19 protein-coding genes are annotated in these 25,154 nt (G+C 66.6%); 14 read left to right on the top strand and 5 right to left on the bottom strand.

The window, feature by feature from the left end; genetic code table 11:
- Nucleotides 1-7: 7 nt before the first annotated feature.
- Complete coding sequence (locus tag VUN84_02570) at nucleotides 8-364, top strand: DUF2516 family protein (GenBank protein XAS64584.1); 357 nt, start codon at nucleotides 8-10, stop codon at nucleotides 362-364.
- Here VUN84_02570 and VUN84_02575 read toward each other — a convergent pair.
- Complete coding sequence (locus VUN84_02575) at nucleotides 349-1,173, bottom strand: class I SAM-dependent methyltransferase (protein ID XAS65736.1); 825 nt, start codon at nucleotides 1,171-1,173, stop codon at nucleotides 349-351. The two genes, VUN84_02570 and VUN84_02575, sit on opposite strands and share 16 nt — an antisense overlap.
- Before the next feature lie 203 nt (nucleotides 1,174-1,376).
- On the opposite strand from VUN84_02575, the gene VUN84_02580 reads away from it, so the two are divergent.
- Nucleotides 1,377-2,123 (top strand): phosphoglyceromutase, encoded by a 747-nt coding sequence (locus VUN84_02580; protein XAS64585.1) that lies wholly within the window; start codon nucleotides 1,377-1,379, stop codon nucleotides 2,121-2,123.
- 97 nt (nucleotides 2,124-2,220) lie between these two features.
- Here the strand turns inward: VUN84_02580 and phoU are convergent, their stop codons facing one another.
- On the bottom strand, nucleotides 2,221-2,883 hold the full coding sequence (phoU, locus tag VUN84_02585; GenBank protein ID XAS64586.1) for a phosphate signaling complex protein PhoU: 663 nt from the start codon (nucleotides 2,881-2,883) through the stop codon (nucleotides 2,221-2,223).
- 206 nt (nucleotides 2,884-3,089) lie between these two features.
- Here phoU and VUN84_02590 point away from each other — a divergent pair, with 206 nt between their 5' ends.
- On the top strand, nucleotides 3,090-4,346 hold the full coding sequence (locus tag VUN84_02590) for an ATP-binding protein (protein XAS65737.1): 1,257 nt from the start codon (nucleotides 3,090-3,092) through the stop codon (nucleotides 4,344-4,346).
- The gene (locus VUN84_02595; GenBank protein XAS64587.1) at nucleotides 4,343-5,023 is read left to right on the top strand and encodes a response regulator transcription factor; all 681 of its coding nucleotides are present in this window, start codon (nucleotides 4,343-4,345) and stop codon (nucleotides 5,021-5,023) included. The genes VUN84_02590 and VUN84_02595 overlap by 4 nt, the downstream gene beginning before the upstream one ends.
- Before the next feature lie 173 nt (nucleotides 5,024-5,196).
- On the opposite strand, the gene VUN84_02600 is transcribed toward VUN84_02595, so the two are convergent.
- Nucleotides 5,197-5,754 carry a hypothetical protein gene (locus VUN84_02600; protein ID XAS64588.1) on the bottom strand — a complete coding sequence of 186 codons (558 nt, stop codon included), beginning with the start codon at nucleotides 5,752-5,754 and terminating at the stop codon, nucleotides 5,197-5,199.
- A 301-nt stretch (nucleotides 5,755-6,055) separates the two neighbouring features.
- Between VUN84_02600 and VUN84_02605 the strand changes: the two genes are divergently transcribed.
- The 6 genes from VUN84_02605 (at nucleotide 6,056) to rlmB (ending at nucleotide 11,082) form a co-directional block, all read left to right on the top strand.
- Nucleotides 6,056-6,538, top strand: coding sequence for a CarD family transcriptional regulator (locus VUN84_02605; protein ID XAS64589.1), 483 nt, complete (start codon nucleotides 6,056-6,058; stop codon nucleotides 6,536-6,538).
- Between the two features lie 174 nt (nucleotides 6,539-6,712).
- Entirely contained in the window at nucleotides 6,713-7,531 is an 819-nt protein-coding gene (locus VUN84_02610; protein XAS64590.1) for a 2-C-methyl-D-erythritol 4-phosphate cytidylyltransferase, read from the top strand.
- A gap of 2 nt (nucleotides 7,532-7,533) precedes the next feature.
- Nucleotides 7,534-8,070: a 2-C-methyl-D-erythritol 2,4-cyclodiphosphate synthase gene (gene ispF / locus VUN84_02615; GenBank protein XAS64591.1), complete on the top strand. Its 537-nt coding sequence runs from the start codon at nucleotides 7,534-7,536 to the stop codon at nucleotides 8,068-8,070.
- 41 nt (nucleotides 8,071-8,111) lie between these two features.
- Nucleotides 8,112-8,462 (top strand): hypothetical protein, encoded by a 351-nt coding sequence (locus VUN84_02620; protein XAS64592.1) that lies wholly within the window; start codon nucleotides 8,112-8,114, stop codon nucleotides 8,460-8,462.
- Between the two features lie 53 nt (nucleotides 8,463-8,515).
- Complete coding sequence (cysS, locus tag VUN84_02625) at nucleotides 8,516-9,973, top strand: cysteine--tRNA ligase (protein XAS64593.1); 1,458 nt, start codon at nucleotides 8,516-8,518, stop codon at nucleotides 9,971-9,973.
- A 122-nt stretch (nucleotides 9,974-10,095) separates the two neighbouring features.
- Nucleotides 10,096-11,082 (top strand): 23S rRNA (guanosine(2251)-2'-O)-methyltransferase RlmB, encoded by a 987-nt coding sequence (gene rlmB, locus VUN84_02630; GenBank protein XAS64594.1) that lies wholly within the window; start codon nucleotides 10,096-10,098, stop codon nucleotides 11,080-11,082.
- 236 nt (nucleotides 11,083-11,318) lie between these two features.
- Here the strand turns inward: rlmB and VUN84_02635 are convergent, their stop codons facing one another.
- Nucleotides 11,319-12,122: a carbon-nitrogen hydrolase family protein gene (locus tag VUN84_02635; GenBank protein XAS64595.1), complete on the bottom strand. Its 804-nt coding sequence runs from the start codon at nucleotides 12,120-12,122 to the stop codon at nucleotides 11,319-11,321.
- A 117-nt stretch (nucleotides 12,123-12,239) separates the two neighbouring features.
- Here VUN84_02635 and glgX point away from each other — a divergent pair, with 117 nt between their 5' ends.
- Nucleotides 12,240-14,354, top strand: coding sequence for a glycogen debranching protein GlgX (gene glgX, locus VUN84_02640; protein ID XAS64596.1), 2,115 nt, complete (start codon nucleotides 12,240-12,242; stop codon nucleotides 14,352-14,354).
- A 21-nt stretch (nucleotides 14,355-14,375) separates the two neighbouring features.
- Here the strand turns inward: glgX and glgP are convergent, their stop codons facing one another.
- Nucleotides 14,376-16,994 carry an alpha-glucan family phosphorylase gene (gene glgP / locus VUN84_02645; GenBank protein XAS64597.1) on the bottom strand — a complete coding sequence of 873 codons (2,619 nt, stop codon included), beginning with the start codon at nucleotides 16,992-16,994 and terminating at the stop codon, nucleotides 14,376-14,378.
- A 199-nt stretch (nucleotides 16,995-17,193) separates the two neighbouring features.
- On the opposite strand from glgP, the gene VUN84_02650 reads away from it, so the two are divergent.
- Genes VUN84_02650 through VUN84_02660 form a run of 3 tightly spaced genes read left to right on the top strand, consistent with a single transcriptional unit; the run spans nucleotide 17,194 to nucleotide 24,717 of the window.
- Nucleotides 17,194-19,218 carry an alpha-1,4-glucan--maltose-1-phosphate maltosyltransferase gene (locus VUN84_02650; protein ID XAS65738.1) on the top strand — a complete coding sequence of 675 codons (2,025 nt, stop codon included), beginning with the start codon at nucleotides 17,194-17,196 and terminating at the stop codon, nucleotides 19,216-19,218.
- Nucleotides 19,215-21,011, top strand: coding sequence for a maltose alpha-D-glucosyltransferase (treS, locus tag VUN84_02655; protein XAS64598.1), 1,797 nt, complete (start codon nucleotides 19,215-19,217; stop codon nucleotides 21,009-21,011). The genes VUN84_02650 and treS overlap by 4 nt, the downstream gene beginning before the upstream one ends.
- A gap of 1 nt (nucleotide 21,012) precedes the next feature.
- Nucleotides 21,013-24,717 carry a 1,4-alpha-glucan branching enzyme gene (locus VUN84_02660; protein XAS64599.1) on the top strand — a complete coding sequence of 1,235 codons (3,705 nt, stop codon included), beginning with the start codon at nucleotides 21,013-21,015 and terminating at the stop codon, nucleotides 24,715-24,717.
- The last annotated feature ends 437 nt before the right edge of the window (nucleotides 24,718-25,154 follow it).

The following is a 25,154-nucleotide window of genomic DNA, read 5'->3' on the forward strand; positions in this document are numbered from 1 at the left end:
TGGGGGCATGGACGGACGCGCGCTTATTTTCTATGTCGAAACCGGGATTTACTTTCTCCTGGCCCTGGTAGCCCTTGCCCTGGAGGTGTGGGCGTTCTTCGACTGCCTGCGGCACAAGGGAAACGCTTTTGAAGCCGTGTCCAAGCGCACCAAAACTTTCTGGCTCGCTCTCACCGGCGGTGCCATGGCTGTGGGCCTGCTCTCCGTGGTGGGCGGCGGCGGCGGAGGCCTGCTCGGCCCGCTGGGATTGTTCGGACTTGTCGCCGTGACGGCTGCGTCCGTCTATCTTGCCGACGTCCGGCCTGCGGTGAAGGATGCCGGCCGTGGCGGGAACCGCAACACGGGCCCCTACGGACCCTGGTAGGGCGCGACGGCGTCCCAGCCCACCGTGAGTTCGCCCAGGCGCCACCGGGACGGGCCGTCCTGAACCGGCCAGCCGGCACCCCGGAGTGAACGGCACATGGCCGTCCAGCGCTGCTGGTTCCCGAAAGCGGCCAGTGGCGCAGCTTCCAGCCAGGCCTGGTCCATTGCCTGCAGGAACGTATGGATTCTCTCGCCCGGGATGTTCCGGTGGATCAGTGCCTTCGGCAGCCGCTCGGCGACGTCCGAGGGCAACGCAAAACTTCCGAACCGCATGGACAGACTCAGGCTCAAGGGCCGCCCGGCGTCCAGTGCCACCCAGGTGACCCGGCGGCCGATTTCGTCGCAGGTGCCGTCAATGAACAGTCCCTCCGGGGCGAGCCGGCCCTGCACCAGCCGCCAGATGGCCTCGACGTCCGCTTCCTCGTACTGCCGCAGCACATTGAATGCCCGCACCAGGACGGGCCGTCCGGCCACCGGCAGTTCGAAGCCGCCCAACTGGAAGCTCAGTCCCGGCCGTTCCAGTTCGTTGGCCAGCCGGACCCGTTCAGGTTCAATTTCCACGCCCACCACGCGCACGTCCGGGCGGATCACGGACAACCGCTCGAAGAGTTCGACGGCGGTGGCCGGGGACGCGCCGTAACCCAGATCGACGACGAGGGGATCGGCGGCCGTGCGCAGCCGCCAGGCCTGCGGGCCGGCCAGCCAACGGTCCAGGCGCCGCATCCGGTTGGGGTTGGTGGTGCCGCGGGTGATGTTGCCCACCGGCCTGCCGGCGCGGGATGCGCCCTTGGCCGCACCTCGTTTTTCCATGACATGGGTCTGCGGGGGCGCCACCCGCTCAGCTTTCTGCACCACGAACCAACCCTATCCTCCAACGCGATCCTTCGACACGCTGGGTCACTCCCGGCGCACGCCGCCCCGGGAGGGGTGCGGGGTGTGATCCCGTGGTGGCCCGAGGCGCGGGCTTTGTAACGCTCGGCGCCGGCGGGGACCGCTCGGCTAGGATGAAAACCATGACTTATAAGCTGATTCTGCTGCGCCACGGCCACAGCGAATGGAACGCCAAGAACCTGTTCACCGGCTGGGTGGACGTTGACCTCAACGACCAGGGCCGGGCCGAGGCGGTCCGCGGCGGCGAGCTTCTCGTGGAGAACAACATCCTCCCCGACGTCCTGTACACCTCTTTGCTGAAGCGGGCCATCAACACCGCGAACATGACCCTGGACAAGGCGGACCGCGGCTGGATCCCCGTCAAGCGGGACTGGCGGCTCAACGAGCGCCACTACGGCGCGCTGCAAGGCAAGGACAAGGCCCAGACCCTCGCGGAATACGGCGAAGAGCAGTTCATGATGTGGCGCCGGTCGTACGACACCCCGCCGCCGCCCCTGGACGATGACTCCGAGTTCTCCCAGGCGCACGATCCGCGCTACGCGGACCTCGGCGATGCGCTGCCCCGCACCGAATGCCTCAAAGATGTCCTGGTCCGGCTCCTGCCCTACTGGGAATCGGACATCAAGGAGGACCTTAAGGCCGGCAAGACCGTCCTGGTCACGGCGCACGGCAACTCACTGCGTGCCCTCGTCAAGCATCTGGACGGCATCAGCGATGAAGCCATCGCCGGTTTGAACATCCCCACCGGCATCCCGCTGGTCTACGAACTGGACGAGAACTTCAAGCCGCTTACCCCCGGTGGCACGTATCTTGACCCTGCGGCCGCTGCCGAGGCCATCAAGGCCGTCGCGAACCAGGGCAAGAAGTAGCTCCGGACGCACTTTCTACCCGGACACGACGGCGGCCGGCCACCTTCCACGGTGACCGGCCGCCGTCGACCTCTGCGCCGCTGTTACGGCGGGAGGGTCAGCTGTGTTCGATGCCGTTCGGCTGCCAGGCGCCGGTGACCAGGTACGTGACTTTCTGCGCCACGGACACGCCGTGGTCCGCGAACCGCTCGAAGTAGCGGCTGGCGAGGGCGACGTCGACAGTGGTCGCGGGGGATTCCTGCCAGTCGCTGCGTGCGATCGCCTGGAAGACGCTCAAGTGCAGATCGTTCACGGCGGAGTTGGCTTTCAGGATGTCCCGGGCCACTCCAAGGTCCCGGGTTTCCAGCAGCACGGTGAGCTTCCGGGCGATCAAGAGGTCGTGCTCGGCGAAACTCTTGAACGTCTCGCGCAGCTGGGCGGGAACCACGGTGGCCGGGTAGCGCAGGCGGGCCAGCTGGGCGAGGTGGCGGGCGAGGTCGCCCATCCGCTCCAGGGAGGCGCTCATCCGGAGCGAGCCCACGATCATCCGCAAGTCGCTGGCCACGGGGCCCTGCAGGGCGAGGATGTCGATGGCGCGCTCGTCGAGGCTGTTCTGCAGGAAGTCGATGCGTGCATCGGCGGCGATGACGTCCTCGGCCAGATCGATGTCGGCGCCGTCGAAGGCAGTGGTGGCCTTCTCAATGGCTTCGCTGACCAGCGTGGAAATTTCGACGAGCTGTTCACCCACTTGGGCGAGCTCCTCCTGAAAAACCTTGCGCACGTGTGCGTCCTTTCCTTGGAAATATGGCCGCCGCTGCGGCGGCAGGCCCATTTCGGTTCACCTCTCGGCGCTTCAACTGTCCAGTCTTCCAGCGTCGGGTGAACTGTTACTCCCCAATAGGTGAACGTTAGCTGAACCGCAGGCGCGATAGGGGGAGATTACAGTTTCCGGCGCGGGCCACAGCATAAGCTGGACCTGTGGACCCAATGCTAATCGGCGTGATCGCCGGCCTGATCGGCCTCTCGCTTGGCGTCTTCGGTGTGCTCGCGTTCCGGGTCAGCGAACAGCAGCGAAAGCTGGTGGACGTGGAATATGAGGAACCCGCGCTTCCCGATGGCGCCGCCGAGGTGCTGGCCGCCGTCGGACGGGCGTTCGTCGTGGTGGACGCGATCGACGGTGTGGTCCGGGCAAGCCCCGCCGCGTACGCCTACGGCCTGGTGCGCGGCCATACCCTGGTGCACGAGCAGCTGCTGGAGATGACGGCCAAGGTGCGCCGCGACGGGGTCATCCTCGAGCGGCTCCTCGAACTGCCGCGCGGGCCGCTGGGCCAGGGAACCATCGTGGTCCAGGTGCGGGCGGCCGTGATCGCCGAGGATTACATCCTGCTGCTGGCCGATGACCGGACTGAGGTCACCCGCACCGAGGAAGTCCGGAACGACTTCGTTGCCAACGTCTCCCACGAGCTGAAGACGCCGGTGGGCGCCATCTCGTTGCTCGCGGAAGCGCTCGAGTCCTCCGCCGACGATCCGGAAGCCGTGCGCCGGTTCGCCAAGCGCACCCACAAGGAATCGGCCCGCCTGGCAGCCCTGGTGCAGGACATCATCGAACTCTCCCGGCTGCAAGGCTCCAACGTCGCCAAGCAGGGCCGGGCCGTGGACATCAACACCGTCGTCGCCGAGGCGGTGGACCGCTCCCAGTTGCCGGCGGAAAGCAGGAACATCGAACTCGTCGTGGGCGGACGCTCGGACGCGATGGTCTACGGTGACCAGGACCAGCTGGTGACCGCGCTGCGCAACCTGATCGATAACGCCATCCGCTACTCACCGGAGAACACCCGGGTGGGCGTGGGCATCCGTGCCAAGGAAGGGCTCGTGGCCGTCTCGGTCACGGACCAGGGCGAAGGCCTCAGCCCCGAGGACCAGGACCGCGTGTTTGAGCGCTTCTACCGGGTGGACGCCGCCCGGTCCCGCCACACCGGGGGCACGGGCCTTGGCCTGAGCATCGTCAAGCACGTAGTCGCCAACCACGGCGGCGAGGTGACGCTCTGGTCCAGGCCCGGCCAGGGTTCCACGTTCACGATCCGGCTCCCTGAGCTGGAAGGACAAGACGCCGACGGCGTTGCGGAGTCCCGCGAACCGGCGAACCGGGCGGCTGCCCGGCCCGCGGGTGCCGGGCCAGCCCAGCACCCCAAACCCCCACGACGGGACGCCGCCGGCGCCCACGAGCAAGGAGCTACCGCTTGAGCAGGATTCTGATTGTCGAGGACGAGGAGTCGTTCAGCGACCCGCTGTCCTATCTTTTGGGCAAGGAAGGCTTCGAGGTGGAGGTGGTGGACAACGGCCTGGACGCCATCAGCGAATTTGACCGCAACGGCGCTGACCTGGTGCTTTTGGACCTGCAACTGCCCGGACAGTCCGGCACGGAGGTCTGCCGGCAGCTGAGGCAACGCTCCTCCGTACCCGTCATCATGCTGACGGCGAAGGACGCTGAAATCGACAAAGTGGTGGGCCTGGAACTGGGCGCGGACGACTACGTCACCAAGCCCTACTCCTCCCGGGAGCTGGTGGCCCGTGTCCGGGCCGTGCTCCGCCGCCAGGGTGAGCCCGAGGAGCTGGTAGCGAGCACCGTGCAGGCCGGACCGGTCCGGATGGACATTGAGCGCCACGTGGTCACCGTCAAAAGCGAGCAAGTGTCCCTGCCGCTGAAAGAGTTCGAGCTGCTGGAAATGCTGCTGCGGAACTCCGGCCGCGTCCTGACCCGCGGGCAGCTGATCGACCGGGTCTGGGGCTCGGACTACGTGGGGGACACCAAAACCCTGGACGTCCACGTCAAACGGCTCCGCAGCAAAATCGAGCCGGATCCCTCGGCGCCGCGGCACCTGATCACGGTCCGCGGGCTGGGCTACAAGTTCGAACCCTAAGCGGGACAAGCGCGGAGGCGTGTGCCGGGCCGGGCACTCACGGCCCGGCACAGGCGGCAGCACCACAGACGGCAGTAACACTGGCGGCAGCACCACAGACGGCAGCACCACAGACAAAGGGAGGCGCACCCGGACCGGGTGCGCCTCCCTTTGCGTGGAGAACCGTGCGCAGACTAGTGGTTCGCGCTGCTCGTCGGCGCGGGGGTGGACGTCGGCGTGCCTGATTCGGTGGGCTCGCTGCCGGCCGGGAGGTACTGCTTGTAGTCAGAAATCGTTGCGTCCAGCACCGGGACCTTGAATTTGGCGTTCTGGTTGGTGGCGTCTTCACGGATGCTGACCTCGACGAGGGAACCCGGCGCGCCGCCTGTGGTGTCCAGGATGGCCTCGTCCGTGGAATCGTTGAGCAGAGTGTAGGCGTTCTGCTTGACCGGAATCCGGGTCTGCGATCCGCCGGCACCCAGAATGGTCAGCGTCACGTCCTCGGAGGAGGAGTTGTACACGGCGCCGATCACGCGGCCGGGCTTGTCCTCCCCGGCGGAAATGATCATCATGTTGCGCAGCTGCAGCGGACCGACGCTGGCCTGGGTTCCATCGGACGCAGCGTACTGCGCGTTGGTCGACTGGGGGTTGGTATAGCCACAGCCAGTTACGGACAGCAGGCCAACGGCCAGAGCAGCCGTTGCCATTGCCAGCTTGCCGCGCTGGCCCCGGTTCGTCGCAGAGAAACCCACGTCACGCACTCCTTGAGAGTCTTGGAACATTCTTCAGCCATAGCCTATCGGCAATCCACGTCAAACATTGATTCGGCGGCTACATAAAGCCGCCGGCCCGGTGGGTCGCGGACGGCTCAGAGGGCTTGGTCTGCGCCCTTGGCAACGCCGACGTCATGCACTAATATCCGCGTTCGTCAAGGGGTCTGGAGGCACCGATTGGGCCTATTTTCCGCGGATTCATGCGGTTCTTGGCTGCGATCCGTGCCAGTCGTATGCCTTATTCGTGATAAACTGGTCTGCGGGAAAGGGGAATGTCCACATGGTTTTTGAGGTCGGCGAGACAGTAGTTTACCCTCACCACGGTGCAGCCAAAATTGAAGAAATCAAGATGCGCACTGTCAAGGGCGAAGAGAAGATGTATCTCAAGCTCAAGGTGGCTCAGGGTGATCTGACCATTGAAGTTCCAGCAGAAAATGTTGACCTTGTTGGGGTCCGGGACGTAGTGGGCAAAGAAGGCTTGGAGCATGTGTTTGAAGTGCTGCGGGCTGAGTTCACTGAAGAACCCACCAACTGGTCACGTCGTTACAAGGCAAACCTGGAAAAGCTTGCTTCCGGTGACGTCATCAAGGTGGCAGAAGTCGTCCGCGACCTCTGGCGCCGCGATCACGACCGGGGTCTCTCCGCAGGGGAGAAGCGCATGCTGGCCAAGGCCCGCCAGATTCTGATTTCAGAACTGGCGTTGGCTGAAAAGACCGACGAAGAGAAGGCCGCAAGCGTTCTCGACGAGGTTCTGGCTTCCTAGGCACCAGACACGAATCGAACCCCGGTAGCGTAACAACTGCCGGGGTTTCTTTTGCCCGTTTTTGCCCGCCCCTCCGGTTGAGCTATCACCTTCGGTCCCTAAACCGGCGGCAGAAGGACCCGAAGTGATAGCTCAGTGGCTGGCGGGGAGCTGCCGGGACGTAGTCTTGTGCGCATGGACTCTGCACCCAAAACACCCGTCACCGCGGTCATCGTCGTGGCCGCCGGCTCCGGCCAGCGCCTGGGCTACGGCATGCCCAAAGCCAAGGTCCCGCTCGGCAGTGAGAGCATCCTCACCCATGCCCTGCGTGGCGTCGCCGCAGCAGGCATCGCGCAGCAGATCTGCGTGGCCATCCCGCCCGGCGACCAGGAGCTCCGCGGCGTCTGCGAGGCGTTTGTCCGGGACCTCGCAACGGAGCGCCCCGGCGCGGCCGGTGCGGCCGGCGCCGGCCAGCTGCCGGTTGTCAGCGTTGTGGACGGCGGTGCCACCCGCGGGGACTCGGTCCGCGCCGCCCTGGCAGCGCTTCTCCCGGGCACGGACGCCGTGCTGGTCCATGACGCCGCCCGGGCTTTGGCGCCGGAGTCGGTCTTCCACCGGGTGTCCCAAGCCCTGGCCGCGGGCGCGCTGGCTGTTATTCCGGTCATTCCCGTGGTGGATACCGTCAAAACGGTGGAACCGACCACGGGCGACGCCGCCGCGATCGCCCCGGAGCTCGTCACCGGCACCGTCGTCCGGGAAACCCTCCGGGCCGTGCAGACCCCGCAGGGTTTCGAGCTGGCCACGCTCCGTCGGGCGCACGACGCCGCAGCAACTTTCGACGCCGGCCAGGCAGCCGCCGTCACCGACGACGCGATGCTGGTGGAACTTCTCGGCGTCCCGGTCCACGCGGTGCGCGGAGCCAGCCAATCGCTGAAGATCACCACTCCGCTGGACCTGATCTTCGCCGAGGGACTCCTGGAAGGACCGCTGGGCGTCCGCTGGGTGGAAGGATGAGCATGTCCGGAACCAACAACACCCCGCTTCCGGTCCTTCCGCGGACCGGAATCGGCATCGACGTCCACGCCTACGCCCCTGCGGACGCGCCCCAACCGCTCTGGCTCGGGGGCTTGTTCTGGGACGGGGAACGCGGACTGTCCGGCCACTCCGACGGCGACCCCGTCGCGCACGCCGCCGCCGATGCGCTGTTCTCCGCCAGTGGCCTCGGTGACCTCGGCACGCACTTCGGCACCGACCGCCCCGAATACGCCGGGGCCTCCGGGGTGACCCTGCTGGGCGAGGCCGCACGGATAGTGCGCGCCGCCGGCTTTGAGATCGGTAACATCGCCGTGCAGTTTGTCGCCAACCGGCCCAAATTCGGTCCGCGCCGGGAAGAATCCCAGCAGGTCCTCAGCGACGCCGCAGGCGCCCCGGTCAGCGTCTCGGCGACCACCAGCGACGGGCTCGGTTTCACCGGCCGGGGAGAAGGCATTGCTGCCACGGCCACCGCCCTCGTCTACCCCGTCCGCGCGGAGTTCCCCCCGCCGGTCGCCTAGGCTTAATGGACCGTCCCTCCCCGCCACACCAGGAGACCCCCGTGAAAAAGCTGCTGCCCGCCGTCGCCGTTCTGAGCGGACTGCTGCTGAGCGGGTGCACCGCAGCGCCCAGGATGAGCGTTCAGGAAAGCTGCGCGTTCCTGAACCAGGACACCTTCGTCCCCTCCGGCAACCAGCAACAACAGGCAGAGCAGATCTCCCAGCACTACCGGGAGGTCGCGGACAAGGTGGCGCCCGAAGTCGCCGAACCGATCCAGCACATGGCGGACATCATGAAACAGGTGGCGGGCACCTCCCTTGGAGCCACCAGCGCCGAGCAGACCAAACAGCTTACCGAGCAGACCAAACAGCTTACCGAGCAGAACAACAGGATCGGCGGGTTCTGCAAGTAGGCGCCCACGTCCGTGAGCCGGGGGCCCGGAGGCGTATCGGCTAATCTGGAGCGGTGACCCTGCGCTTCTATGACACTGCCTCCGCCGAAGTCCGCGACTTCGTCCCCCTGGTTCCCGGCAAAGTGAGCCTCTACTACTGCGGCGCCACGGTGCAGGGCATGCCCCACGTGGGACACATCCGCTCGGCCATCGCCTTCGACCAGCTGACCCGCTGGCTCCGGTACCGGCACTTCCAGGTCACGGTGGTCCGCAACGTCACCGACATCGACGACAAGATCCTGGCCAAATCCGCAGACTCCTTCGGCCCCGGCTTCGAGGAGGGGCCCGGCGCCGTCCGGAATGAACCATGGTGGGCTTTGGCGTACCGGTACGAACAGGAATTCCTCAAGGCCTACGACACCCTCGGCGTCTCCCGCCCCACCTACGAGCCGCGCGCCACCGGCCACATCCCGGAGATGCACGCCCTGATCCAGCAGCTGATTGACCGGGGCCACGCCTACCCCGCGCCGGACGGCTCCGGGGACGTCTACTTCGACGTCCGTTCCTGGGACAAGTACGGCTCGCTGACCCGCCAGAAGATCGATGATATGCAAGGGGCCACGGACGCTGACCCGCGGGGGAAGAAGGACGCGCGGGACTTCGCGCTCTGGAAGGGCCACAAAGAGGGGGAACCCACGACGGCGAGCTGGGCCTCGCCGTGGGGCGCCGGCCGCCCGGGCTGGCACCTGGAATGCTCCGCGATGGTCACCAAGTACCTCGGCACCGGGTTCGACATCCACGGCGGCGGCCTGGACCTGCGCTTTCCGCACCACGAAAACGAGATGGCCCAGTCCCAGGCCGCGGGCCACAGCTTCGCGAACTTCTGGATGCACAACGGCATGGTCACCTACGCCGGCGAGAAAATGTCCAAATCCATCGGCAACACGGTCAGCCCGGCCGAAATGCTGGAACTGGCTTCACCGCGCGTCGTCCGCTACTACCTCGGCCAGGCGCAGTACCGCTCCGTCCTGGACTACCAGCCGGGTTCGTTGCAGGAGGCCGCCGCAGCGGTGGAACGCATCGACGGGTTCATCAGCCGCGCCGCCCGCGCCCTGGCTTCCGCGGACGGGAGCTTTGTCTTCGGCAGCCACGGAACGGTTCCGGACGGTTTTGCCGCGGCGATGGATGATGACCTGAACGTGCCGCAGGCCTTGGCTGTGCTCCACGAAACGGTCCGCGCCGGCAACACAGCCCTCACCGCCGGCGAATTCGACGCCGCCCGGCAGTCGCTGGTCAGCGTCACCGACATGTTGCGGGTGCTTGGCCTCAACGACGCCGCGGCGCCCGCAGCGGATGAGCAGGGCAACACCGCCCTCGGCGTCCTTGTCCAGGCGCAGCTGGCGGCCAGGGCCCAGGCCCGCGCCACGAAGGACTGGGCCGCGTCGGACGCCATCCGCGACACCCTCGCCGCCGCCGGCGTCGTGGTCGAGGACGGCCCGGACGGTGCGAGCTGGAGCCTGAAGCGCGGCTGACCCGGCACCGGATCGGACCCCGGCCCGGACCCTGTCATCCTCTGCGGTCGAGGATTTAACTCGAGTCAGTAGACTGGAGTTCAGACTTATTCACGAATCGCGTATTTAAAAGGGTGAAACTTATGGCCAACAACGGTCGCCGGTCGGTCAAAATGAAGAAGGGTCCCAGCGTCGGAACTGGCGGCCACGGCCGCAAGGCCCTCGAGGGCAAGGGCCCCACTCCCAAAGCGGAGGACCGCCCGTACCACAAGGCCCACAAGAGCAAGCAGCTCGCGGAACGCTCCGCGGCCAAGCGTCCGGGAGCCCCGCGCAACCCCGGTGCACGCTCCGGGCCCAAAGGCCGCGCCACTGAGGAAGTCGTCACCGGGCGCAACTCGGTGGTCGAAGCCCTCCGCGCCGGCATCCCGGCGAAGGCCCTGCACGTCGCGATCCGGATCGAGATGGACGACCGCGTCAAGGAGTCCCTGAAGCTGGCGGCCGAGCGTGGCATCCCGCTGCTCGAGACCGGCAAGCCCGAACTGGACCGGATGACCGATGACGCCATCCACCAGGGCCTCGTGCTGCAGATCCCGCCCTACGAATACCAGGACGCCTACGAGCTCGCCGAGGAGACGCTGGAGAGCTGGAAGAAGGGCCACGTCGCCAACGCGCCCCTTTTCGTCGCGCTCGACGGCATCACCGACCCCCGCAACCTGGGCGCGATCATCCGCTCGGTTTCGGCGTTCAGCGGCCACGGCGTCATCGTTCCCGAGCGCCGTTCCGTTGGCGTCACCGCCTCGGCCTGGAAGACCAGCGCCGGAGCGGCCGTCCGCGTTCCCGTGGCCCGTGCCGCCAACCTGAACAACACGCTGAAGGCCTTCAAGAACATGGGCATCTATGTTCTGGGGCTCGACGGCGACGGCGACGTCTCCCTGCCCGACCTCGCCCTGGCCACCGAGCCGGTCTGCATCGTTGTGGGTTCCGAAGGCAAGGGCCTTAGCCGCCTGGTCCGTGAAAACTGCGACCAGATCGTTTCCATCCCGATCGACTCGGCCATGGAATCGTTGAACGCCTCCATGGCGGTGGGCATCTCCCTCTACGAGATCTCCCGCCAGCGCACCGCTAAGTAGTCCCGCGGGGTCCCGTCACGGATCCGTCGTCGTGGGCAGGTCCGCTGGAACCGGAGTATTGCCGTCGCTTAGACACCTCCCTTCGCTTCGCTCAGCCGCGGGCGGCCTTACTCCGCTCCGGTCGGCGATGCGCTCCTTGGCAAGACTCCGGTACCGGCCCTGACGCTCCCTCACGTGACGTGAGGGAGCGTTTCGGGTTAAGTCGCAGAAGGTGAGGGAGCGTCGTTCCTGCGCGGTCAGAACTTGTGGCGGTTGGCGAGGACCGGGAGCTTGGCGCGGGCTTCCTGGACGACGGCCGGATCCAGGTCCGCGAACAGCAGGCCGGGGGCGGCGTCGAGCTCTTCGAGGACATCACCGAAGGGGGAGACGACCACTGAGTGCCCGACACCGGTGGGCGCAGTCCCCCTGGTCTCGATGCCCTGGCTGGCCGGGTCCCCCTGGCCGCAGGCGAGGACCACGGTAGTGGAGTCCGCCGCACGGGCACGGGCCAGGAGCTTCCATTGCTCGGCCTTGCCGGGGCCGGGCCCCCACGAGGCACAGACGATGTTCACGGCGGCGCCGCGGTCCGCGTTTTCGGTGAAGAGGGCAGGGAACCGGATGTCGTAGCAGGTGGCCAGCCCGAACGTCACGCCGCCGTATTCGAAGGTGACGGGCTCGGCGCCGGCATCGACGGTGTCCGATTCCGCGAAGCCGAACGCGTCAAAGAGGTGGATCTTGTCGTAGCTGGCCTCGACCCCACGTCCGGTGACCAGGAGGGTGTTGCGTACCTTGGCGCCGTCGTCGGCTGTTCCCGGGGTGAACATGCCCGCGATGATGACGACGTCCAGGTCAGCGGCGATGGCGCGTACCCGCGATGCCCACGGGCCGTCCAACGGCTCGGCGATCTCCAGCAACGAATGGCCGAACGAGCGCATCGTGGCCTCCGGAAAGACCACGAGCTCCGCACCGCCGGCTTTGGCCCGCGCCGCGTAGTCCGCCACGAGGGCAAGATTGGCGGCAAGGTCGCGTCCGGTAATAATTTGAGCAAGTGCAATCCGCACCTTTACCTCCCATGTCGACGCTTGTTAAAGTATGCAACCAGCACTGTGCAAACACTGCGAATCGTCCGCCCCGAGAATCCGGGAACCATTTGTTTGGTCCCGCTAAACTTTAAGCAAATGGTCACACCCTACATAGACCCAGCCTCCACCGTAGACGCGTCACGGCCGTTTCCGCGCGGAATCAGCGTTCCAAGCACCGGTTTTCCGGTGACGGACGACCCCCCGGGTGCCGGCGCGAATGTGGCTGTGTACGCGCCCGGCGTAACCACCCTGGAGATCGCCTACCAGCCCCCCGGCGGCGCCTGGCAATTGAAAACCCTCCCGAACGTGACCGACGGAGTGCACCACGGCATCGTCGAAGACATGCCGGCGGGGTCGCGGTACGGCTTCCGCGCCACCCCGGACCACGAAGCCCTTCCGCTGTCCATGCCTGCCCCGGATTTCGACGCCGACGGCGTGCAGCCGTTGCTGCTGGACCCCTATGGACAGGCCGTGGACGAGCGCCAGGACTTCATCACCAGCGTCCGGATGGACGGCGCCTTCGATTGGGGCACCGACCGCAGCCCCCGGATCCCGTGGCGCAACACCATCATCTATGAGGCGCACGTCCGGGGCCAGACCAAACTGCACCCCGACGTCCCCGAAGACCTCCAGGGCACCTACGCAGGGCTGGCGCACCCCGCCATGATCGAGCACCTGATCGCGCTGGGAATCACCGCCGTCCAGCTCCTTCCGGTGCATTTCCACGTGGACGAACCGCACCTGCAGAATCTCGGCATGACGAACTACTGGGGTTACAACACCGCCGCGTTCTTCGCCCCGCACCCCGGGTACGCCACCGGGGCCGCGCAGGCCGCCGGTGCCCAGGCCGTCCAGGACGAGTTCAAAGGCATGGTCAAGCTCCTGCATGCCGCAGGACTGGAAGTAATCCTCGACGTCGTCTACAACCACACGGCGGAGGGCGGCACGGACGGCCGGACCCTCAGCTTCCGCGGCCTCGGCGAGATGACGTACTACCGCAACGACGGCCACGGCAAATACGTGGACACCACCGGCTGCGGCAACAGCCTGAATTTCGGTGAGCCCCGTGTCGTCCAGCTGGTGCTGGACTCCCTGCGCTACTGGGTAAATGAGTTCCACATCGACGGCTTCCGCTTCGACCTCGCGGTGACGCTGGCCCGCAACGCCGCCAACGAGTTCGATCCCCGGCACCCGCTCCTGGTTGCCGTCGGTGCCGACCCGGTGCTGTCCGCCACCAAACTCATCGCCGAGCCCTGGGACATCGGCTACGGCGGCTGGCAGACCGGCCGCTTCCCGCCCGGCTGGGTCGACTGGAACGACCACTTCCGCGACGCCGTCCGCAGCTTCTGGCTCGCCGACCGCGCCGCGATCGACGCCGGCGGGCAGGGCAGCTCGGTGGCGCGCCTCGCGGATGCCCTTTCCGGCTCCGCCAGTCTGTTTGAACCTTCCGGCCGGTCCCGGCTGGCGTCGGTCAACCTCGTCACCGCCCATGACGGGTTCACCCTGGCCGACCTCGTGTCCTACGACCGTAAACACAACGAAGCCAACGGCGAACAGAACCGTGACGGCCACGGCGACAACCGCAGCTACAACCACGGCTTCGAAGGACCCACGGAGGACGAGGACATCCTCGCCCGCCGCGCACAGTCCAGCCGCAACCTCATGGCCTCGCTCATGATCTCCCAGGGCGTCCCCATGATCACCGCCGGCGACGAGATCGGCCGCACCCAGCAGGGCAACAACAACGCCTACTGCCAGGACAACCCCATCACCTGGATCGACTGGACCAGCACCCCTGAGTCCCATTCCATGCTGCGCACCACCAAACGCGTGATCCGGCTTCGCAAGGAGTTCCTCGCCGGGCAACCGCACGACTACCCGACACGGGAAAAGCAGTCCTACTTCCACTGGTTCGACGAGCGCGGCGAGCCCATGGCCGGCGAACGCTGGCAGGACCCGGGCCACCGGGTAGTGCAGCTCCTGCTCGGCTCCGACGACGGCCACGTCGACGGGCTCGTGGTGGTTAACGGCGGCGCCGCCGACGTCAAGGTCACACTGCCGCGGCTGAACAAAGCGGAAGGCACCGGTACGCGCCTCTTTGAGCTTCGCCTGACCACGTCCGAGCTTCACGACCGGCGCCAGGGCGTCCGGGTCGCCGCGGGGGAGCGCGACGTGGTGCAGGCCCAGTCCATCAACATCTACCGCACGTAGGCGGCGCCGCCGCCCGCGGGCCTAGGCGTTGACGATCAGGCCCAGTTCCGCCTTCGATGCCAGCCCCGCATGCTTGGGAAGCACCCGGACGGTGTACCCGAAGGAACCCGACCGGTCGATCACCACGGTGCCGCTGAAAAGGTGCCGTCCCTTGCCGAGGTCCTCCACGGACTTCAGCTCCGCCAGGGTGATGTCGGCGAGTTCATCGCTGTCCACCGCCTTGCCGTAGGCCACCTCGATGGACACATCGTCCGGGCTGAGCTCGTGGAGGGCGATGTAGGCGTTGACCTGGAGGATGTCGCCGATCTGTGGATCTTCCGAAACGCCCACCGAGTCGACGTGTTCCACCTGGATCTGCGGCCAGGCGGCCCGGACCCGTGACACCCACGCGGCGAGGGCTTTGGCTTCGGCGAAATGGTGTGCCGAGGCGCGCCGGCCGGCGACCGCCGCCGGGCGGTACAGCACGTTGACGTAGTCCTTAAGCATGCGGTCCGCGGAAACCGCCGGGCCCAGGTGTGACATGGTGTGCTTGATCATCGAGACCCAGTGCGTGGGAACGGCCTGCGGCCCGGGCGCCGAGGGCCCGGCCGCGCCCGCGCGGTCCGACACGGTGAGTCCGTAGAAGCGGGGCGCCACCTGCGTCTCCAGCAGCTCGTACAGGGCCGCCGCTTCGATGTCGTCGCGTTCCTCGGGGGACGCGTCGTTGTTGGCGGTGGGAATCGCCCAGCCGTTCTCGCCGTCGTACATTTCATCCCACCAGCCGTCCAGCACGGAAAGGTTAAGCGAACCGTTGAGGGCCGCTTTCATGCCGGAGGTGCCGCAGGCTTCGAGCGGACGCAGCGGATTGTTCAACCAGACATCGCAGCCCGGGAACAGGGTACGTGCCATGGCAATGTCGTAATTGGGCAGGAACGCAATCCGGTGCCGCACCGCCGGGTCATCGGTGAACCGGACCAGGTCCTGGATCATCTTTTTACCGGCATCGTCGGCCGGGTGCGACTTGCCCGCAATCACCAGCTGGATCGGGTGCGTCTTGTGCAGCAACAGGGCCTTGAGCCGCTCGGGTTCGCGCAGCATCAGGGTGAGCCGCTTGTAGGTGGGCACCCGCCGGGCGAAGCCGATGGTCAGCACGTCCGGATCCAGGACCGCATCCGTCCACGCGAGCTCGGCGTCGGCCGCGCCGCGCTTCTTCCAGGCCGCCCGGAGGCGCCGCCGGACGTCCTCCACGAGCGAGACCCGCATCTCGCGGCGCAGGGCCCAGACGTCCTCGTCACTGACGTTGTACGTGAGATCCCAGCGGCCCTGCGTCTCGGCGTCCGGGCCAAACTGTTCGCGGGCCAGTGCGGACACCCGCGGGTCCACCCACGTGGGTACGTGCACGCCGTTGGTGACCGAGGTGATGGGCACCTCGGAGTGGTCGAATCCGGGCCACAGCGCGGAGAACATGCCGCGGGAGACCACGCCGTGCAGCTTGGCCACGCCATTGGCCCGCTGGGCGAGCCGCAGCCCCATCACGGCCATGTTGAACACAAACGGATTGCCGTCGGTGTAGTCCTCCCGGCCCAGGTTCAGGATTTTTGCCACCGGAACGTCGGGGGCCAGGCCGGCGTCGAAGAAGTGCTGGATCTGCGACACCTCAAAGCGGTCAATGCCGGCGGGGACCGGTGTGTGGGTGGTGAACACGGTGGACGCGCGGCCGGCAGCCAACGCCTCGTCCCAGCTCAACGGCTCCGCCGCGGCCATCATTTCCTGGATCCGCTCCACCCCCAGGAACCCGGCATGGCCCTCGTTGGTGTGGAAGACCTCCGGGGCAGGGGCCCCGGTGAGCCGCTGGAACGCCCGGAGGGCTTTGACCCCGCCCATGCCGAGCAGGAGCTCCTGCTGCAGGCGGTGGTCCCCGCCGCCGCCGTACAGGCGGTCAGTGATGCCGCGGGCGGCCTCGTCGTTGCCCGGCACGTTCGAGTCCAGCAGCAGCAGCGGCACGCGTCCGACGTCGGCACGCCAGACGTGCGCCAGCAGCCGGCGGCCGTTGGGCAGCGGCAGCGAGATCTGGAGGGGCTTGCCGGTGCCGTCGTCGGCGGCCTCGCGGAGCAGGGTCAAGGGCAGCCCGTCCGGGTCAAGCACCGGATAGGTTTCCTGCTGCCACGCGTCGCGGGATAGTGACTGTTTGAAATAGCCGGCCTGGTAGAGCAGCCCGACGCCGATCAGCGGCACGCCGAGGTCCGAGGCAGCCTTCAGGTGGTCGCCGGCAAGGATACCGAGACCGCCGGAGTACTGCGGCAGCACCTCCGTGATGCCGAATTCGGGGGAGAAGTAGGCGATGCACGCCGGCGCGTCCGCGCCGAGGCTCTGGTACCAGCGGGGCTGGTCGAGGTACCGGTCAAGGTCCGCGGCCGCGGCATGGACCCGCTTCACCACCTCCAGGTCCGCCGCGAGCCGCTGCAGTTCCTCCCTGCTGACCAGCCCGAGGAACGACACGGGGTCGTGGTCGCTTTCCGCCCAAATTTTCGGATTCAAGCCCTCGAACAACGCGCGCGTCGGCCGGTGCCAGGACCACCGAAGGTTGGTGGCCAGCCGGGCCAGCGGCCGGATCGGCTCGGGAAGAACGGTACGGACGGTAAATCTGCGGATTGCCTTCACCTGCGAAACACTAACCGAGAACTCGGAGGCTCGGAACCGGTTGAGGTCTCTTTTGCATAAATGACGGTCCGGGTCCCTTAAACAGCCCGGAAAAAGTGAGCAGCCTTAGCATTCCGGCCGATTTGTCGATAACGTCGAGCCTGTGACGACTAACTCGCGAACCAGTGCCGTGTCCAAGCAGAAGCCCAAGGCCCCGATTATGGAGGGCCTTCGCTTTGGCCGTTTTCCGATTACCGCCGTGCAGCCTGTGGTGGACGGCGGGAAATTTCCTGCCAAAGCCGTTGTGGGCGAAACCCTGGTGGTAGGTGCCACCGCGTTCCGCGAGGGCCACGACCAGCTCGGCGTCAGCGCCGTCCTGCTCGACCCCCGCGGCAAGGAACGCCAGCGCGTCCGGCTGGCCCCGGCCCGCGGCGTGCGCGGCCTGGGAACGGACCGCTGGGAAGGCCTTTTGACCCCTGCCGGCACCGGCGCCTGGTCCTTCGTGATTGAGGCCTGGCACGACCGCTACGGCACGTGGCACCACAACGCCGAAGTCAAAGTGGAAGCCGGCATCGATGTCGAGCTGATGCTCGCCGAGGGCGCCGCGCTGCTCACCGAAGCGTCCGAGGACCCGTCCCGCCCGTCCGCTGACCGGCGGACGCTGCGGATGGCCGTCGTCGGACTTAACGACGCAGGCAAGAGCGCCGAGGAGCGCCTCGCCGCCGGCTTCAGCGCGGAGGTGGCTGCCGTCGTCGAACGCCAGCCCATCCGCGAACAGGTCACCATCTCCGAGCAGTACCCCCTCCTGGTCGAGCGTGAACTCGCCGGCCGCGGAGCCTGGTATGAGTTCTTCCCCCGGTCCGAGGGCGCCGTCCGCAACCACGAAACCGGGGAATGGACCTCCGGCACCTTCCACACTGCCGCGAAGCGCCTTGACGCCGTCGCGGCCATGGGCTTTGACATCATCTACCTGCCGCCCATCCACCCGATCGGCATCCAGCACCGCAAGGGCCCGAACAACACCCTGCTGGCCGGACCGCACGATCCGGGTTCACCCTGGGCCATCGGTGCCAAAGAAGGCGGCCACGACGCCATCCATCCGGACCTGGGCACCTTCGAAGACTTCGACGCCTTCGTGGCACGGGCCGGTGAACTGGGCCTGGAAGTGGCCCTTGACCTTGCACTGCAGGCCGCCCCGGACCACCCCTGGGTGGAAAGCAACCCCGAGTGGTTCACCACGCGGGTCGACGGCAGCATCGCCTACGCCGAGAACCCGCCGAAGAAGTACCAGGACATCTTTCCGCTGAACTTCGACAACGATCCGGCGGGCCTGTCCAACGAGATACTGCGCGTCGTCTTCCTTTGGGTGAGCCACGGCGTCAAAATCTTCCGCGTCGACAACCCGCACACCAAACCTGTGTGGTTCTGGGAGTGGCTGATCGCCAAGGTCAACAAAAAGCACCCCGACGTCGTCTTCCTCGCCGAGGCCTTCACCCGCCCGGCCATGATGCACGCGCTCGGACGGGCCGGCTTCCAGCAGTCCTACAGCTACTTCACCTGGCGGAACACCAAGGAAGAGCTGGAGGAGTACTTCCAGGAAGTCAGCCACGAATCCCCGGCGTACTTCCGGCCCAACTTCTTCGTCAACACCCCCGACATCCTGACCGAATACCTGCAGTACGGCGGCCCGCCCGCGTTCAAGATCCGGGCCGCGCTGGCTGCCACCGCGAGCCCCATCTGGGGCGTCTATGCCGGCTTCGAACTCTTCGAGCACGTGGCCCGGCCCGGTGCCGAGGAGTACATCGATAACGAGAAGTTCGAGTACAAGGCCCGGGACTGGGACGCGGCGGCCGAGTCCGGCCGGACGCTGGCCCCGTACCTGACCCGGCTCAACGAGATCCGGCACGCCCATCCGGCCCTGGGGGACCTGCAGAACCTGACGGTGCACCAGAGCACGGACAACGCCACGGTCGTTTATTCCAAGCACAAGACCCTCCCCGACGGCACCAAGGACACCCTGATCGTCGTCGTCAACGTCGATCCGCACGGCATCCGCGAGAGCACGGTGACGCTGGATCTGGCGGCGCTGGAGCTGGACCCGGAGGACCTGACGCACAACGGCCGCTTCATGGTGGATGATCTGTTGACCGGTGAGAGCTGGGAATGGGGAGAGTACAACTACGCTCGGCTGGACGCCCATGTCGAGCCAGCGCACATTCTTAGCATCCGGAGGCACCACCAGTGAGTTTCAGCCCGTCAAACCCCAACCAGCACTACAGCTCGAAGGGATCTTATGAGTTGAACGCGCCGGGCCTGCAGCACGATCCGCACTGGTACCGCAAAGCGGTTTTCTACGAAGTGCTGGTCCGCGGATTTGCCGACGGCAACGGCGACGGCTCCGGGGACTTCCACGGCTTGATCGAGAAGCTGGATTACCTCCAGTGGCTGGGCGTCGACTGCCTCTGGCTCCCGCCGTTCTTCCAGTCACCGCTGCGCGACGGCGGTTATGACATCTCGGACTACAACTCCGTGCTCGATGAATTCGGCACCATCAGCGACTTCAAACGGCTCGTCGCCGAGGCCCACGCCCGCGGCGTACGCGTCATCATCGACCTGCCGCTGAACCACACCTCAGACCAGCACCCGTGGTTCCAGGAATCCCGGAAGGACCCGGACGGCCCCTTCGGCGACTTCTACGTCTGGAGCGACACGGACGAGAAATACGAAGACGCCCGCATCATCTTCGTGGACACCGAGGAATCCAACTGGACCTTCGACCCGATCCGCCGGCAGTTCTTCTGGCACCGCTTCTTCAGCCACCAGCCGGACCTGAACTTCGAGAACCCCAAGGTCATCGACGCGCTCTTCGACGTCGTGCGGTTCTGGCTTGACCAGGGCATTGACGGCTTCCGCGCCGACGCCATCCCCTACCTCTTCGAGGAAGAGGGAACCAACTGCGAAAACCTGCCGCAGACGCACGAGTTCCTCCGCAAGCTGCGCAAAATGGTCGACGAAAGCTACCCGGGCCGGGTCATCATTGCCGAGGCCAACCAACCTCCCGCCGAAGTCGTCGAGTATTTCGGCACCGAAGAGGAACCGGAATGCCACATGGCCTTCCACTTCCCGATCATGCCGCGGCTCTACTACGCGCTGCGGGACCAGAAAGCCGCGCCCATCATCGAGACGATGAAGGACACCCCCGCGATTCCCGAAGGCGCCCAGTGGGGCACCTTCCTGCGCAACCATGACGAGCTGACCCTGGAAATGGTCACCGCGGACGAGCGGGCTGCGATGCTCGGCTGGTATGCGCCGGACCCGCGGATGCGCGCCAACATCGGCATCCGCCGGCGGCTCGCGCCGCTGCTGGATAATTCCCGGTCCGAGATCGAGCTGATCAACGCCCTGCTGTTGTCCCTGCCCGGCAGCCCGTTCCTGTACTACGGGGACGAGATCGGCATGGGCGACAACATCTGGCTCGAGGACCGCGACGCCGTCCGCACCCCGATGCAGTGGAACCCGGACCGCAACGCCGGGTTCTCCAACGCGGACCCCGGCAAGCTGTACTTGCCGGTCATCCAGTCACTGGTCTACAACTACTCCATGGCCAACGTCGAGGCCGAAGCGGCCCACTCGGGTTCGCTGCTGCGCTGGACCCGCCAGATCCTCAGCGTCCGGAAGAACCACCCCGCCTTCGGTCTGGGCGGCTTCGAGCACGTCGAAGCCGACCACGACGTCGTGCTCGCCTACCTCCGCGAGCTGCCGGAAGGCAACGCGGCCGGGGAAGACGGCGAGACTATTCTGTGCGCCTTCAACCTTTCCCAGCATCCCGTGGCCACCACTTTGCGGGTTCCGAGGTTTGCCGGACGCGGCCTCCGGGACGTGTTCGGCGGCCAGGCGTTCCCGGCGATCTCCGACGACGGAACCCTGACACTGACCCTGGGCAGCCACGACTTCTTCTGGCTTCGGATCCGTTCTGCCGCCTCCAACCCGTCATCGCCCTACACCCAGGCCATGCCGATCCTGTCCATCGAAGGCTGACATGACCCGACCCACCCTTACCCCGGCTATGAGCGGATTGCTCGGCGACTGGCTTCCGCGCCAGCGCTGGTTTCCGGTCAAAAGCGCGGCCTTCAGCGTCGAGCCCGCAGGGGCGCTCAGCCTCGACGGCGGCCCCGCCCTCGACTCCGGCATGTCCGGGCTCGAGGTGTTGCTGCTCGCCATCAAGTACCCGACGCCGGATGGTGACCGCACCGACGTCGTGCAGGTCCCGCTCAGCATCCGCCGTTCGCCCTTAACCGGAGCTGACGCGGCCCTGATCGGGCAAATCTCGGAGGCCGCACCGGCCGGGGAGTCCGCACAGGCCGGCGCACCCGGCACCCTCTGGGTCTATGACGGCGTCCACGACCCCGCGTTCGTTGCAGCATGGCTTGACCTGATGCGCGGCCGCGGCAGCACCCCCTCGGGGAACGCCGCCGGCCACCTCGTGGAATCCGGCTACCGCCTGCCGCTGGCCACCGGCGTCGTCAAGGTCCTCTCCGGGGAGCAGTCCAACAGCTCTGTCATTGTCGACGACGGCGGATCCGCCGCGATCCTGAAGTTCTTCCGGGTCCTGTCCGCAGGCCACAACCCGGAAGTGGAGATCGGTGCCGCCCTGACGGCCGGACGTACTTTCGAAGTGCCGGCAACGCTGGGCTGGGTCACCGGCGAGTGGGAATCACCGCCCGGACAGGGCGCCAGCCCAGCGCTCGGAGAGCTGGCCGTGGCACACGAATTCCTTGCCGGCGGACTGGATGCCTGGCGGCTCGCTGTCGACGCAGCGGGCGGCGGCAGGGATTTCAGCGCCGAAGCCCACGGGCTCGGCGCTGCCACGGCCACCGTGCACCGCCGCCTGGCCGAAGCGCTCGGTGTCAGCGGCGAATCCGTCCCCGGCCGTGACATCGCGCCCGGCGTCGCCGAACGGGTGCGCCAGTCCTGGGCCCAGGCCGGGGACGCTGTCGGCCCTTACGGTGCAGCGTTGGACAGCCTTCTGGTGCGCCTTGAAGGCAGCAGCGCCGGGACCTTGCAGCGGATCCACGGCGACCTGCACCTTGGCCAGATCCTCCAGGTTCCCGGCGGCGCCGGCGCGGGGCCGCGCTGGGCCATCCTGGATTTCGAAGGGGAACCGCTCCGGCCGATCTCCGAACGGAACTTCCCGGACGTTCCGCTGCGCGATGTGGTCGGCATGCTGCGATCCTTCGACTACGCCGCCGGCGCAGCTGAGCGTGAGCAGGCCGACGCGAACGTTCCGGAAACCTGGGTGGACGACTGCGCCGAGGCTTTCCTGGCCGGTTACGCCGAGGTCATCCCCGGCGGCATCGACCGCGACTCGCCCCTCTTCGTGGCGCTGTGGCTCGATAAAGCCCTCTACGAAGTCATTTACGAACTACGGAACAGGCCGGACTGGCTCTCCATTCCCGTCCAGGCATCACGTCGTCTCCTCGGAAGTACAGGCTCCGGCGTCCCAGCCGAAGCCGCAGCGGAAGGTATTAAAATGGCAGGTTCAGCACGTAACGATCGTCCCGGAGGTCCACTGCCGGTGGACGCGGACACCCTCGCGAGGGTCGCCGCAGGGGAACACCACGCGCCGCACTCCATCCTTGGCGCGCACCTCGATGACAACGGCCATGTCACCGTCCGCACGGTCAAACACCTGGCCGAGGCCGTCTCCGTCGTGACTGCGGCCGGCACCTTCCCGATGACGCACGAGTCCGGCGGCATCTGGGTGGCCGTCCTGGAGCCGGCGAATGAGGGCCACGTGCCGGACTACCGGCTGGAAGTTACCTACGAAGGCCAGGAGCCCGAGCCGGCCGATGACCCCTACCGCTACCTTCCGACCGTCGGTGAACTCGATCTCCACCTGATCGGTGAAGGCCGCCACGAGCGGCTGTGGGATGTCCTGGGCGCCCACGTCCAGCACTACAAGTCCAGCCTCGGCGACGTCGACGGCGTATCGTTCGCCGTGTGGGCGCCCAACGCCCAATCGGTCCGCGTCAAGGGCGACTTCAACGGCTGGAACGGCCAGCAGCACTCGATGCGGTCCCTCGGCTCTTCCGGAGTGTGGGAAGTCTTTATCCCCGGGGTGGCAGCAGGGGCACGCTATAAGTTTGAGGTCCGCACCAAGCACGGAAACTGGCTGGAAAAAGCCGATCCCCTGGCCTACGGCACGGAAGTCCCGCCCCTGACGGCGTCGCGCGTCGTGGAGTCCGCTTACGCGTTCAAGGATGCGGAGTGGATGGAAAGCCGGGCCGGACGGGATCCGCACAACTCGCCCATGAGTGTGTACGAAGTGCACCTTGGCTCCTGGCGGGTCGGGCTCAGCTACCGGGAACTCGCCAAGGAACTGGTCGAGTACGTCAAGTGGCTCGGCTTCACCCACGTGGAATTCATGCCGGTGGCGGAGCACCCGTTCGGCGGGTCCTGGGGCTACCAGGTCACGTCCTACTTCGCCCCGACGTCCCGCTTCGGCCACCCCGACGAGTTCCGGCACCTGGTGGACGAACTGCACCAGGCCGGCATCGGCGTGCTCCTGGACTGGGTTCCGGCGCACTTCCCCAAGGACGAGTGGGCCCTGGCCCGGTTCGACGGGGAAGCCCTGTACGAGCACTCCGACCCGCACCTCGGCGAACACCCCGATTGGGGAACGTTGATCTTCGACTACGGCCGCAGCGAAGTCCGTAACTTCCTCGTCGCGAACGCCCTCTACTGGCTGGACGAATTCCACATCGACGGGCTGCGCGTGGACGCCGTCGCCTCGATGCTCTATCTGGACTACTCCCGCGAGGAAGGCCAGTGGAAACCGAACCGCTTCGGCGGACGCGAGAACCTCGAAGCCATCTCCTTCCTGCAGGAAGTCAACGCCACGGTCTACAAGACGCACCCCGGCGCGGTCATGATCGCCGAGGAGTCCACGGCGTTCCCGGGCGTCACCGCCCCCACGAGCCAGGGCGGCCTGGGCTTCGGCATCAAATGGAACATGGGCTGGATGCACGACTCCCTCAAGTACCTGGCGGAGGAGCCCTTCAACCGCCGCTGGCACCACGGCACCGTCACCTTCTCCATGGTGTACCACTACACCGAGAACTTCCTGCTGCCGATCAGCCACGACGAGGTTGTGCATGGCAAGGGTTCCATGCTGCGCAAGATGCCGGGGGACCGCTGGCAGCAACTGGCGAACCTGCGCGCCTTCCTGGGCTACCAGTGGGCGCACCCGGGCAAGCAACTGATTTTCATGGGCACCGAATTCGGCCAGGAATCGGAATGGTCCGAACAGTATGGACTGGACTGGTGGCTGGCCGAAAACCCGGCGCACCGAGGGATGCAGCTGCTCACCAAGGACCTCAACGAGCTGTACAGCTCCACTCCGGCCCTGTACGAACAGGACAACGATCCGGCCGGATTCCAGTGGATCAATGGCGGTGACGCCAACCGCAACGTCCTGACATTCATCCGCCGGGACGCCGCAGGCAACCCCCTGGTCTGCGCCTTCAACTTCTCCGGCGCACCGCATGCGGACTTCCAGCTCGGGGTGCCCGCTGCGGGGGAGTGGCGCGAAGTGCTGAACACCGACGCGGACACCTACGGCGGGTCCGGTGTCCTGAACGCCGGAGCCCTGACGGCCGCGGACGTCGCCATCGACAGCCAGCCGGCCACCCTCACCGTCACGCTGCCGCCCCTGGGCGCCGCGTACTTCAAGCCGGTGGACTGACACCGGAACCGGCCTGCTGACCGCCCGTCGGCAGGGTCCGGCGGCGAAGCCCGGGATCCCCGTGATCCCGGGCTTTTTCGTACCCTGCAGCGGGCCGCCGTGCGGCCCTTTTGTCAGCGCGGCAAACTGGTGGTAGAGTTTATTTCCGCGCTGCTCCCCGGAGTTGATCCGCCACCAAGACCACGAAGCCTCACGGCCAGACTGGACCTGGACGGCAAATTGACAACGGTGAAGCAGCCCGGTAAGTTTGGGAAGTTGCTCCGGAGCGATCCATGGCCTGTGGTTGTGGTGGTGCCGGGTGTGTCTGTTGTTTGAGAACTCAATAGTGTGCCAAGTTTGTTGATACCAATTTATTGTATTGAATTGGTTGAATTGACTGGATTGCGCCACCCCGTGGTGTGGTCTGGTTTTTACAGCTGGTTTCAAATTTTGTGCAG

This window comes from Micrococcaceae bacterium Sec5.8 (assembly GCA_039636775.1).
Lineage (GTDB): Bacteria > Actinomycetota > Actinomycetes > Actinomycetales > Micrococcaceae > Arthrobacter.